A 13771-nucleotide genomic window follows, 5' to 3' on the forward strand; every position below is an offset into this window, starting at 1 on the left:
AAATTGTCTAGCTTGCTACTTTATCAGTATGTGTAAACATTTGTCAAGTCTTTATGACAATTAATATCACTAAACTGGTTTATTGTAGAATAGTAAGTTGTTGATTATTTATAGCAATAATGGCTCGACCTATAATTCTGCATTTGGATGGAGTAACAAAACAGTATTCTCAAGCAGCATCACCTGCGGTGGCATCTGTCACCCTGACATTACATCAAGGAGATATACTGGGGTTGTTGGGGCCATCGGGTTGTGGGAAAACAACGTTGCTGCGGTTAATTGCTGGTTTTGAACAGCTACAAGCAGGGACGATCGCTCTAGCAGGAAAAACTGTAGCCAGTGTTAATATGTCAGTTCCGCCGGAACAGCGAGACATTGGTATGGTGTTTCAAGACTATGCACTATTCCCCCATTTGACAGTCGCGAAAAATGTAGCTTTTGGCTTGACGCATCAAGGAAAAGAGTCAAAGCATAATATTCAGAAAGGTGTCACCGAAGCATTAGCGCTGGTGGGATTAGAAGGATTGGAAAACCGTTATCCCCATGAATTATCCGGGGGTCAGCAACAGCGAGTGGCGCTGGCCCGTGCTTTAGCCCCTAGACCTGCGGTTATTTTACTAGATGAACCGTTGAGTAATTTAGATGTACAAGTACGGTTAAGATTGCGCCAGGAAGTCCGCGAGATTCTCAAAGCAACGGGAACCTCTGGTGTATTTGTCACGCACGATCGCGAAGAAGCACTTTCGATTTCAGATTGGGTAGCGGTGATGCGTCAAGGCCAATTAGAACAGTTTGGCACTCCAGAGGAAGTTTACCGAGAACCAGCATCTCGATTTGTGGCTGAGTTTGTGACGCAAGCTAATTTTGTTTCTGCATCGCTGAAGCAGGATTTTTGGGAAACAGAAGTAGGTTGTTTTGCTATTAAAAAAGATTCAGTTGTAAAAGTTCCTTGTGATGTTTCTACTGAAGGAGAATTGATGATCCGGCAGGAAGATTTAAGTTTATTCTTAGATGAAGATTCGGCTGTTGTGGTTTGCGATCGCCAATTTTTAGGCAGAGAAAATCGTTATTGTTTAAAGACTCCTTCTGGAGAAAAAATATATGCACTCACAACCACAGGAAATGTTTTTCCCATTGGTTCTAAAGTTCGGTTATCTTGTGGTGATAATTCTCCCTTAGCTTTCTTTGTCGGTAAGCCTAGACCATAGCTAATGACTAATTGCTAATAGACCTCTCCGAAAAAGAATCTAAAACCGTTGCCCTATGTAGAAAAGGTTATTTGCAGCCACTCAACAGGAAGGTTACATTTTTTCCCGACAGGTGAAACCCGATCGCCTGCAACTCCTTCCGATCACTCGTCCTCTTCCACTATCCTAGAAAAATACAGCCACCACTAAAGATCAAATCTGATCCGGATCGATCGCCTGCGATCGCCAATATGCCGCCAACCCCCTCAGCAAACAATTCCCCTCGCTATCCCACCAGTCTAACCATTGCTGAGTCTGATTTTGATAAATGCCTTCCCACAGGCCCAATTGTACTCCTATAAGTTTGCTCGGGTAGTGAAGGAAACGATATTACAAAATAAAAGCCTTTCATCCCCGGACTAAAGTCACCGGGATGAAAGGCTTTTGCACGTTTTAACCTGCCTTCAATCTTGTTGGTTTTACAGATTTAAGCTACTTTTATTCAGATGAAAGTATGTTAAATTTCGGACTTCTGTCCTTGCGATTCCGGCAGTGCCACTTCTGAATCCGGCTGATTGAGAGAAATTTCTAGAGATTTTGCAATCTCGGCTGGCTCGGGAGTGCGCTTAGAAAATCCCCACACAAACATCAAGACGATACTGGAAACTAGCAGCCATTGCGGAGGCACTAAATCCGGATTAATTACTTTCACCAACAATCGCATTCCCACGAACCCAACTGTGATGTAACCAGCACTTTCTAGGTGAACGTATTCATCCAGCCAGCGGATGAACAACCCGGCCATGAATCGCAGGGCAATAATTCCAATAGTAGCGCCGCTTACGACGATAAAAGTGTTGTCAGAAACAGCGATCGCAGTAGTAACGCTATCCAAGGAAAACGCTAAATCCGTAAAAGCAATCATGGGAATTGCTTGCCACACAGAGGCAAATCTCGGCCCGTGATGTTCTCCTTCGGAGTCTGTATCTGAAGTAAAATGTTGGAAAACAAGCCACAGCAGGTAGAGAGCACCAAGCAGTTCAAACTGCCAGTATTGGATCACCCAAGTAGCCGTTAAAATTAGTAAGATACGCAGTACAAAAGCAATTATCAAACCCAAGTTGAGAGCTTTTTGCTGAGCCTTGGCATCTTCCAAACCTTTAGAAATAGACGCCAGGGCGATCGCGTTGTCAGCCGAAAGTACAGCCTCCAAAGCCACCAAAACCAACAATAATAAAAAGCCGTCAAGTCCAACATTGGGCGAAGCGTCGAGAAATTGATCTATCATTAACTATTTTGTGCACCTAAGATTGGCAAGGGTCGAGCGCAGCGCAAATTACCCGCTCTGTCTCAAATTAGTGTCACCTTCACTTAAATCTTAACCTAATGCGGTAATTCTGCACTACTGCGATCGTCGGAACGAAGAAAGTTGGGCAACGCATTCGCTTGCTTCGCTTGGTTCGGATGTAACGGAGATAAGGGATGGATGTGGAGGTAAGAGGGTACAAAGAAGAGGGAAAAAGCAGGATTTCTCCCACTCGGACACTCGGACACTCTCCCCATCTCCGACTCCCCCACTCCCCCACTCGGACACTCGGACACTCCTCCCGGGACGCACCAAATTTATTTCAAGTTGTAACAAATGATTCCCAAAAGCGCCAATTTGTCTGAAATTGGTGAAAGCTCGTGCCCGCGAAAAGGAGTTTTCCCAATATGTCTTTAACAGATACCCAAGTCTACGTAGCGCTCGTAATTGCTTTGATTCCCGGAATCATGGCTTTCCGGCTCGCAACTGAACTGTACAAGTAGTTTCCAGGCACCAGCCGCGAACCGCTCGATCGCCTGCCCAAGTAGTTAACTCTCTCGCATTACAGACAATTGCTGCCTCACTGGAGTAAATTGTCTGTGGTCCGCCAGACGAGCCTGCAAGGGCAGGCATTTTTATTGGGAAATTCCGTCATCAGGCGTCACAAGAGCACCCCCAGAATGCCCCCGCCACAGCGCAAGCTTGTTGCTAATAGAGGAATGGGGACGAAGGAGGAGTCCCACCCCGCTCGTCTATTTTGAGCTGAGTGAGAACAGGCCACGGGTGGGCGACGACTGAGTAATTAAGTCTTGGATTGGGACGATTAATGTCATATTTGACAACTCCCCATGCCTCGCATAGGAGGAAATTCATAAGACCATAATTAAGCCTTACAGGTGGTGACAAATCATCTCTACACGATCCAAAACCACTACCAGTAAGATTCGTATTGCAATTGCGCTTACTTTTATCTTGTTTTGCTTTCGGAGTCTATCACAAGGCCCCTATGGGTAAGCTGCGTGTCCACCATTGCTTGTGTACCCCGGCTTATGTCATGCCGATCCGAGATGCAATCAGAGGGGTTGCTGCCTAAACACTTCAATGCTACGCCTGGTTATTCTTACTGGCCGATTAGTTCTAGCATATTGACGGCGGTTGAAACCGCAACCGCGTTCCTCCCCATGTCCGTAGCTTGGGGCTTCCCACTCGTTCTTCGGCGATCAAATATATGGTATGAACCTCTTGGAAAAGTCATGCTAAAAGGTTGAGTTCGTAGTTATAGATGCCCGCAATCAGGTTGAAGTGTAAGCCAAATCAGCAGACGTGCGATCCCAATTCCTTGAGTACAAAGCTATAGGTGCTAGGCTTGAAGTTCGCTATCAATTCCCGCTACACGAGTCTAACCTGCCATAAATGTCTGCACATCCATCCGGCTAGGGGTGAATCCTATCTGAGCGGGAAAAGTTTTAAATGCCGACATTGTGGCTGGCCGGGCGATGCTGATTTGAATGGTGCGAAGATGATTAAATTATTCGGGTCGTCTGTAAACCAACCTTAAGGCAACAAGCTATTCTTTAGCTTGAGAGCTGTTGAAAGCCTGCGCTAACGGCTAACCGCGTTTAGCGGTGGGTAGTTTACTCACTTTCAAAAATTGGGGCTGTCAGCACCCTGACAAACCGGGGCGGGTGTGCGTTAAGCTCAGAATTTGCTCTTTAGAGTTCTAAAACCTCAGTTTCAGGTATTTGAAAAAAATTATGCAAGCGATTCAACCCACCGTTACTCCACTGCGTCCTGTAAAAAACTCCCCTCGAGTTACTCCTCGTCGCAGCAGCAGCCGCCAGCGTTCCTACCCTCACCAAACCCTCGCGGCTGAAACAGGAGTCAAATTCGCAGTCAACATTGTACTTTCAGTCTGTGCCACTTCTGCTTTGGTTCAGCTTTGGCCTCACTACCGGGCGGTGCAAGAAAAATTGCACGAAATCCAAGCTGAAGTCAATCTTACCCAAGGGCGAGTAAATCAGTCGCGATCGGACTTTAACCGCTACTTTGACCCCAGCCTTGCTAAAACTGTGATGCAAGAGCAAAGCAACCGAACTGACCCGCAGCAGCGTCCGGTAATTTTGCAGGAAGCCGAGGCACCCGAAGCCGAAGAATCAACCCCCCAACCTTAAGGGAACAGCAGTTTTGGGTTTTGATATCACGTCCGATAGCATCATTCTTGTATGTCATTGCTTCATACAGCGAACAATGACAGAGGAATCAGTCGGACGTGATATAACTTTTGAGTTAAAGAGTTTTTAGGATCATTCTTGTCTGTCCTTGGCAGCAAAACGCCGAGACAGATTCAGACCTCTGTATCGACAGACGCCCTGCAGCAAGCTCAAAACTTCAAACTCCGGCTTATACTGACTTTGCCAGCACGGTTGTTTCTTTCAGTAGTTGCAGTGCAGCTTGATATTGTAAGTCTGCTGCGGTGCCAATTTGATCGCGCGTAATAGGTTCCAAAGGCACTACACGATCGGGCGAAATCCCCAGCTTGTTAATATCTTTATGGTTCGGTGTCTCGTACTTAGCAACAGTCACAGCCAACCCGGAACCGTCAGACAAATCAAACAGCGACTGAATCAGTCCTTTGCCAAAAGTATTTTCTCCTACCAGTTGAGCTCTGCCGTTATCTTGCAGCGCACCCGCCAAAATTTCGCTAGCACTGGCAGTTCCCTTGTTCACCAAAACAATCAGCGGATCGTTTGTGAGGGCTTGTCCAGAGGCTTCAAAACTGCCGAGAATGCCTTGTCGGTTCACCGTGTAGACGATCGTCCCGGAATCGAGCCACAGGCGGGCAATTTCAATTCCAGCTTGCAACAGTCCCCCCGGGTTGTTCCGTAGGTCGAGAATGTAGGCGGCGGCTCCTTGTTTTTCCAAGCGGTCGATCGCGCGAGCGACTTCCTCAGTAGCGTTAGCACTGAATTGACTCAAGCGAATGTAGCCCAGCGGCAAATTCTCCGACCCCGACTGCAATTGGGCGTAAACCGGATTCAGAGCAATGCGATCGCGTACTAGCTCAACTTCCTCAGCAGCCTCCCTTCCCTCGCGCCCCAAGGTCAAGGTAACGGCCGTGCCGATGCGGCCGCGCATTCGAGTTGCTGCTTCGTCTAGGCTCAATTCTGAGGTGGGAGTGCCATTAATTTTCAGAATGCGATCGAGGGGTTGGATGCCAGCTTTATCCGCCGGTGAGCCGGCCAAAGGAGCGACGACTGTCAGGGTATTTGTCTGGGGGTCGATCGCAATTTGCAGCCCCACTCCCGTCAATTCTCCCGAAGTGTTAACCTGCAAGCTGCGGTACTGTTCGGGTTTCAGCAGTCGAGTGAAGGGGTCGTCTAGATTCGCCAGCATCCCCTGAATCGCCGTGTAAGTCTGCTGTCTGTCGTTGAGCGGTTGCTTGACAGCTTTTTCGCGAATCGACCACCAATTGTGATTGTTGAATTTGTCATCCACATAAGAGCGATTAACAATTCGCCAAGCTTCGCTCAAAAGCTGCTGTTCTGGAGTTAGGGCCGCCGCAGGCCCGACCCACCCGCCTAGAACGAGGGCGACCTGGAGGAAAAGTAAAATAGCAATCTGGAAAACTCGTCTGTGCATGATTGTTCTGTAAAATACCAGTAAGTATTACATTTTATGTATTTTACGTTTGTAAGCTGGGAAAGCTGTTGCAGATTTAACTCGCCTTTTGAACGATCGCGAGCCTCTCGCTGGCACTTGTAAATAAATATAAGCGATCGGTCGTCGATGATATTACGCGATCGTCTCAGGAAGAGGGCGCGATTCGCTTGCGCCGTGGGCTGGCGCGACCAGCGAGGGATTGCTTGAAAACCTTGTTCGATTCTCCACAGAGATACTAAAGACCGCCTGACAATTTTCATTAGTCGTGGACGCATCGGAGTTGAGAAACCGGGTTTGATGTATGAAATTACTTCGTTATCACGCGCAGATTCAGTAAAAAACCCGGTTTGTGAGTCTCGGAGTGAGTCTAGGACTATCTGTCTGGATGCAACAAGATTTACTGGCATCCGTACATCATCGATACGTTAACAATTAATGATTATATAATTGGTTAAGTTCTCAAAAGTTATATGAATTTTTGATAACGAAAGTGGGGAAAAAAAATATTTTTTGGATAGCTGCTAAACAAAAACATCAGTCATAGGATATCCTAATATCCTATTTTAATTTTAGCAGGTGTGTCATGTTAAACTCAGTAACTCCACTTTCCACAAAAGCAATCGCATTTATCGATGCTGCCGTCCCCGACCCTCAAATCTTAATCAACGGTGTTATCCCTGAAACGGAGGTAATTCAATTAGAGTCAAACCGCAACGGCCTGGAACAAATTGCCGAAGCTTTGGAGGGAGAGAAATTTTCAATAATTCACATCATTGCCCACGGGCAACCCGGTTGCGTGCAACTGGGGAACGTTGAATTGAGTTGGGAAAATTTGAGAAACCGCGCGGGTAATTGCGTAGCAGCAGTCCAAGCATGGGCGCGATCGCTGACACCAAATGCCGAAATTCTCCTCTACGGCTGTAATGTTGGCCAAGGAAATATAGGCAAAGCATTTGTAAACAGCCTGAGTCAACTAACAGGGGCAAGTGTTGCTGCTTCGGAGAATCTGACAGGTTGTGCAGAAGGCGGCGGCGACTGGGAATTGGCAGTGACAGCGGGGACAATCAAAGCTGGCATTGCATTTGGGCCAGAAGCGATCGCAGCTTACGGCCACGTTCTCAATACGTTGAAACAAACACCTACTGGCTTGACAACAGGAAATCTCCCTACAGCTATTGTTAGCCAGGACTTAAACGGAGATGGCCTTCTCGATTTAGCCGTAGCTAACAGAAGTTCTGACAGTGTTTCGATCTTGTTGGGAACAGGTCAAGGTAATTTTGGAACTGCTACTAACTTAACCTTGGGGAGTGGAGGATCTCCCAGCGGTATTGTTGCCGGCAATTTTAATGGGGATACGCTTCCCGATTTAGCTGTATCGGTAGCAATTGGCGGCGATATAGGAGGAGGGGTTTATGTCTTTTTAGGAACAGGGCAAGGCAACTTTAGCAATCCTAACAACTTTGGCCCTGGGATCACTAAAGAGGCGATCGCTGCGGGAGATTTTAATCAAGACGGCTTCGCTGACTTAGTTGTGGCAGAAGACAACCAAGTTTCTATTGCTTTAGGCAATGGTCAAGGAACTTTTGGTAATTTTAACACTGTGGGGACTGCAACCAACCCCTTAGCGATCGCGATCGGAGATTTTAACGCCGACAACAATCTCGATGTTGTTGCCACTAACAGGAATCCGGCTAACAGCGTTTCTATTTTTTTCGGTACGGGTCAAGGCACTTTTGGCAATCCAACCAACTTGAATGTCGGCACAAGTCCCAGCGCGATCGCAGTTGGAGATTTTAACGCTGACGGCAGATCCGATCTGGCTGTAACCAATGCAGGCAATCAGAACGTATCAATTTTATCAGGGACAGGTCAAGGCACTTTTAGCAATCCTGCTAACTTTAATGTTGGGTTAAGTCCTGAGGATATTGCCGTTGGTGATTTCAACGCTGACGGTCAACCCGATTTAGCTGTAGCGAACGTTAGTTCTAATGATGTTTCAATTTTAACTGGAACCGGTCAAGGAACGTTTAACGGGCCGTTTAATTATAATACTGGGGGAACCACTCCGAGCGCGATCGCGGTTGGAGATTTTAACTCTGATACCAGACCAGATATTGCTGTCGCCAATACCAACAGTAACAGAGTTTCAATTCTGTTGAATTTGCTATTGACAGCAAGTTTTGCTAATTCTGCGTACAGCAGCCTTGAAGGAGACGCAGATGCGACTGTTAATATTCCTGTGACACTCGAAGACGGTTTACGCTTTACTGACTTGATTGTACCGATCGCAACTGTCTTGCCGGTTCCTGCTGGCACCTCACGAGCTACTCAAGATTCTGACTATACTCTTTCCACTAATACTCTCACTTTTCCCGCAGGTAGTGGCAGTTCGACTCAAAATATAGCTGTCACTATCAAACCAGACAACCTTGCAGAAATAGATGAAGCAGTTGTCTTGAGTTTTGGTACAAAACCGGCAAATTCAATGCCGGTAGCCATAGGTACAATCTCTGAAACTACCCTAACAATTCCTGCGAACGATCCGATTATTTACACAGTTGGTGCTAGTGCTGGTACTGTTCCTGAAGGCAACTCCGGCACAAATCCGCTGATATTTACTGTTAGTCGCAGTGGCGGTACTGATTCAGCGGGGACTGTCGATTATGGAATTGGCGGATCTGCAACCAACGGCAGCGATTACAATAATCTCGGCGGTACTTCGGGCGCAACAAGTACAAATGGTACTATTAATTTTGCATCGGGAGAAACATCAAAAACTGTCACCCTTGATGTATTAGGTGATGGTAGCGTTGAACCAGACGAAACTATTACTGTCATTCTCTCAAATCCCGTGACATTGCCTAATGGTGGTTTTCCCAGCGGCAGCTCAACAATTGGTTCGGCTAGTGCGACAACTACTATTACTAATGACGACACTGCTGGAATTGCAGTCAATCCCGATAGCGGATTAATTACAACAGAAGCAGGAGGAACAGCAACATTTACTGTCCAACTCAACTCTGAACCAAGTGCTAACGTGAGTGTTGACTTAAGCAGTTCCAATGTTGCCGAGGGAACAGCTTCTACACCCTCGCTGACATTCACTCCCGCCAATTGGAGTGCGCCGCAAACTGTAACTATTACTGGTGTTGATGACAATATTGCCGACGGCAATCAAATTTACAATATTGTCACCGCTGCGGCTGTTAGTACAGACAGCAATTATAGCAATTTCAATCCTGCCGATGTCAGCGTTACGAATAGCGACAACGAAACTCCCGGCATTACGGTTAATCCCACAGCAGGATTAACTACAACAGAAGCGGGAGGTACGGCTAATTTCAGTGTTGTCCTCAACACTCAACCTACGGCACCTGTTACTGTCGCTTTAAGCAGTGCTAATCCGGCAGAAGGAACAGTTTCTACTAATACCTTAAGTTTCACTCCGAATAACTGGAATCAGGCGCAGACAGTAACGGTGACAGGTGTTAGCGACAATATCGCTGACGGCGATATTGCTTACACTATTGTCACTGAGGCTGCTGTTAGTACAGACAGCAATTACAACAATTTCAATCTCTCCGATGTCAGCGTTACTAACAGTGACAGCGATACAGTCGGCGTTACCGTTAATCCCGCCAGTACCACAGCAGCAGAAGGCGGTGCAACGGGAAGTTATACACTTCAGCTAAATTCGCAGCCAACCGCGCCCGTAACAGTCAGCTTGGACGGGGGAAATCAAATAAGTGCGATCGCCCCCATCACCTTCGACACCACTAATTGGAATATTGCCCAAACTGTAACTGTGACTGCGACGGATGACACAGTTGTAGAAGGTACTCACACAGGCACAATCAATCACGCCGTAACAAGTACCGACGCGAAATATAGCGGAATTGCGATCGGGCCTGTCACTGTCGCCATTACCGACAATGACACGCCCACACCAACACCAACACCTTCAATTACACCGACACCAACACCAACACCTTCAATTACACCGACACCAACACCCCCAATTACACCGACCCCAACACCAACGCCAACACCCCCAATTACACCGACCCCAACACCAACGCCAACACCCCCAATTACACCGACCCCAACACCAACGCCAACACCAACACCAACATCGCCAATAACACCGACACCAACACCAACACCAACATCGCCAATAACACCGACCCCAACACCAACACCGCCAATAACACCGACCCCAACACCAACATCGCCAATAACACCGACCCCAACACCAACATCGCCAATAACACCGACCCCAACACCAACATCGCCAATAACACCGACCCCAACACCAACATCGCCAATAACACCACCAATTACACCGACGCCAACGCCGACACCAACACCAACGCCGACACCAACACCACCAATTACACCAACACCAACACCGCCAATAACACCAATTACACCAACACCAACGCCTACAGTTTTTCCGCCGACACCAACACCAACACCGTCAATTACACCGACAGCAACGCGCGCCCCCGCCAAGTGGACTTTTATGGTTTACATGGCCGCTGATAACGACTTGGAACCATTCGGCATTGAAGACTTCTTGGAAATGTCATCCGTTGGCTCTAACAGCGATGTCAATATTGTCGTGCAATTCGATCGCACTCCGGGATTTGATTCTACTTACGACAACTGGACAGACACTCGCCAGGGGTTAATCCAGGCGGGAGACCTGCCAAATTCGGGGTGGGGAACTAGCATCGGCGAAGCGAATATGGGAGACCCCAATAACCTTAAAAACTTCGTGAATTGGGGTGTAGCTAACTATCCTGCAGACAAGTACGCGATCGTGGTTTGGGATCACGGCGACGGTTGGCGCAGTGCGACAGCAAGCAGGGGAGTTGCTCACGATTATCAGACAGGCGACTACCTGGAAAACCGCGAGGTGGAGGCTGCTTTAGCTGGGGTACCCGAAAACATGGATCTGATCGGCTACGATGCCTGTCTGATGGCGATGCTAGAAGTTGCCCACCAAGTTAAAGATGAGGGCTCAGTTTTTGTTGGTTCGGAGCAGCTAGAACCGGGAGATGGCTGGCCTTACGACCCGATTTTATCTCAGCTCAAAGCCAATCCTACTTGGACACCTGCTCAATTCGGCAGCGCGATCGCCACTACCTACGGTGCGTCTTATGGCGGTTCCCAGACGCAATCAGCTACCGACTTATCCAAGATCAACGATTTGTCAGCAGCCATGAGTGAATTCGCAAGCGCGATCGTGAGTAGTGCCACAGCAGGAGATATTGGTAAATTGCAGGTACACCGCAACAATTCCCCATACTTTCATTACTCGAATTACCGCGACTTAGGAAAGTTTCTTGCCAATGTTGCTGGCGACTCTACAATATCCGGTAGCATTCGCACAAAAGCTCAAACAGCTCTTGATGCTTATTCTGGGGCAATTATCCAAAATCATTCCAGTCCGTCGGAGGGTGGGACTGGGTTGTCAATTTATTTGCAATCTCGCGGTGAAGCTTTAAACCCCGATTACAACAGCACGATTATAGATTTTGCTGCCGACACTCAATGGGATGAGTTTCTTAACTGGTGGCAAAGTCCTATAGTCAACAACCCGCCAGTTGTAAATCGTTCTGTGTTTTCTCAAAGTGCAGCGCTGGGTTTTTCTCAAACTGGTAATGCTTTTAATTTAGCAGCAAATACCTATACAGACACCGATCCGGGCGACAGCATTAATTATTCGATCGCCCTGGCAAATTTTAGCGATTTAAGTTCATCTGCATTTACCTGGGAAACCGATCTCACTGGCGGTTTGTATCGCCAACCAATTGCAGGTTCAACTTTCCCGGAAAATCCTTTGCCTTCCTGGCTAACTTTTAATTCCGCAACTCGCACGATTAATTTAGGTCCAACTCGTCCAGCATCGTTCGATTATTGGCTGAAAGTAACGGGAACTGATGAATCTGGGGCGAGTGTTAGCGAGGTAATTCGGTTCAAGAGTAATGCCCTGGGCGGTTTTGTGATTGACGGTTATATCGCTGGTGGTACTGTCTTTTTCGATGCTAACAAGAACGGTGTATTAGATGCTGGCGAACCTTCTGCCACTACAGCAGATAGCGGCGAATTCGAGCTCGATCTCGACTCCAACATTTTTGACAAAAATCAAAATGGCGAACTCGATCCAGAAGAAGGCAATATTGTTGCTTTCGACGGCATTGATACAGCAACTGGTTTGCCTTTGGAAACGCCTGTCACTGCCCCGCCTTACGCTACTGTTGTCACCCTGTTAACCACTTTAGTAGCGGATTTAATTGACAAAGGAATTGACAGCGATCGCGCCGAATCTCTCGTCAAATCTTCACTTTCCATTCCCGCTAATGTTGATATAACTAGCTTAGATCCGATCGCAGCTACGGAAAACGCGATCGCGGGTGGAATAGAAACTTTGACTGCAATGGTCAAGGTACAAAACGTCATTACCCAAACTGCTGCTTTAATAGACGGTGCGTCGATTCTGGACAATACCGACACCGTAAAAGCAGTTATAAGTGCGATCGTTCAACAAATTCAATCGGGGACAACTCTCAATCTCAGCGATGCAAACCAGTTAGCAACCATTGTCGATCGCGCCGCCACAGCAGCGCAACAATTTGACTCGGATTTAAACACTCAGCAATTGTTGCAAATTGCCCCGGATGCAGCTAAGGTAATGGCCGAAGCAAATCAGCGCATTGACCAAGTTGTATCGAACACTGCAACAGCTTCAATTAACCGAGAAGTTGCCCGCGTGCAAAAAGTAGCCCTAGGCGCAACCTCTGAAGACTTAAAAGCAGTCGGTACAGGTACGAAATCGATCGCCCAAGTTATTGCCGAAAATACGGGTACTGCCTTAGATACCCAAATTCAACAAACGACATTGCCCGATACACCTGCTGTTGCGGTGATTGAAGGAGAAATAGATGCGATCGCAGCTAACTCCAATCTAATCGGCACTGACGGCGACGACAGCCTCTCCGGCGACAGTGCCAGCGATACAATGGCCGGCAAACGCGGCAATGATACTCTCAGCGGTTTGGGTGGCATTGACTGGATACACGGCAATCAAGCCAATGATTCCCTCGACGGTGGCGACGGCGATGACACTGTTTACGGCGGCAAAGAAATCGATAACTTGTTCGGCAATAATGGGGAAGATATCCTATTTGGAAATCGCGGTCAAGATAGCTTGAGTGGAGGTGAAGGCAATGACAGTCTTTACGGCGGTCAAGCTAGCGATATTCTGCTGGGCGGTAACGGCGAGGATTTTCTCACCGGTGAAAACGGCGATGACAGTTTGATAGGAGGAAATGGGAGCGATCACTTCTTAATTTCAGCAAATTCTGGCAGCGATATAATTTTCGATTTTGAAGCCGGCATCGACTTCCTCGCACTTGCAGACAATTTGACCTTTTCGCAACTTTCTATTATCCCTAGCAACAGTGCAACTTTAATCAGTTTGACAGCAAATGGCGAAATTTTAGCTGCTATCAATGGCGTGACAGCTAACCAAATTAGCCTCGCCTATTTCAGTTAAAACTGTAGGGACACAGGATTTGCTTGTGTCCCTACAGGAAATTCATTTTCTAGTAAA

At 47.4% G+C, this 13771-nt stretch carries 6 protein-coding genes and 2 pseudogenes; 5 read left to right on the forward strand and 3 right to left on the reverse strand.

The genetic code is table 11. The features are described 5' to 3' along the window. Positions 1-119 precede the first annotated feature (119 nt). Entirely contained in the window at positions 120-1208 is a 1089-nt protein-coding gene (locus tag D0A34_06910; GenBank protein UNU18640.1) for an ABC transporter ATP-binding protein, read from the forward strand. Positions 1209-1400: 192 nt separating this feature from the next. Here D0A34_06910 and D0A34_06915 read toward each other — a convergent pair. Both D0A34_06915 and D0A34_06920 read right to left on the reverse strand, forming a co-directional pair. Continuing rightward, a pseudogene (locus D0A34_06915) lies at positions 1401-1565 on the reverse strand (Uma2 family endonuclease). A 139-nt stretch (positions 1566-1704) separates the two neighbouring features. Continuing rightward, positions 1705-2475 (reverse strand): DUF475 domain-containing protein, encoded by a 771-nt coding sequence (locus D0A34_06920; protein ID UNU18641.1) that lies wholly within the window; start codon positions 2473-2475, stop codon positions 1705-1707. A 425-nt stretch (positions 2476-2900) separates the two neighbouring features. Between D0A34_06920 and D0A34_06925 the strand changes: the two genes are divergently transcribed. The 3 genes and pseudogenes from D0A34_06925 to D0A34_06935 all read left to right on the forward strand — a co-directional run bounded on the left by D0A34_06925 (position 2901) and on the right by D0A34_06935 (position 4664). Further along, positions 2901-2996: a photosystem I reaction center subunit XII gene (locus D0A34_06925; GenBank protein UNU18642.1), complete on the forward strand. Its 96-nt coding sequence runs from the start codon at positions 2901-2903 to the stop codon at positions 2994-2996. A gap of 887 nt (positions 2997-3883) precedes the next feature. After that, positions 3884-4048 (forward strand): annotated as a pseudogene (locus D0A34_06930) (transposase). 199 nt (positions 4049-4247) lie between these two features. Further along, entirely contained in the window at positions 4248-4664 is a 417-nt protein-coding gene (locus D0A34_06935; protein UNU18643.1) for a hypothetical protein, read from the forward strand. A gap of 229 nt (positions 4665-4893) precedes the next feature. Here D0A34_06935 and D0A34_06940 read toward each other — a convergent pair whose 3' ends face one another. Continuing rightward, the gene (locus tag D0A34_06940; GenBank protein ID UNU18644.1) at positions 4894-6132 is read right to left on the reverse strand and encodes a PDZ domain-containing protein; all 1239 of its coding nucleotides are present in this window, start codon (positions 6130-6132) and stop codon (positions 4894-4896) included. 604 nt (positions 6133-6736) lie between these two features. Here D0A34_06940 and D0A34_06945 point away from each other — a divergent pair. Continuing rightward, positions 6737-13714 carry a DUF4347 domain-containing protein gene (locus tag D0A34_06945; protein UNU18645.1) on the forward strand — a complete coding sequence of 2326 codons (6978 nt, stop codon included), beginning with the start codon at positions 6737-6739 and terminating at the stop codon, positions 13712-13714. Positions 13715-13771 lie beyond the last annotated feature (57 nt).

Origin of the sequence: Microcoleus vaginatus PCC 9802 (assembly GCA_022701275.1) — a bacterium.
Classification (GTDB): domain Bacteria; phylum Cyanobacteriota; class Cyanobacteriia; order Cyanobacteriales; family Microcoleaceae; genus Microcoleus; species Microcoleus vaginatus_A.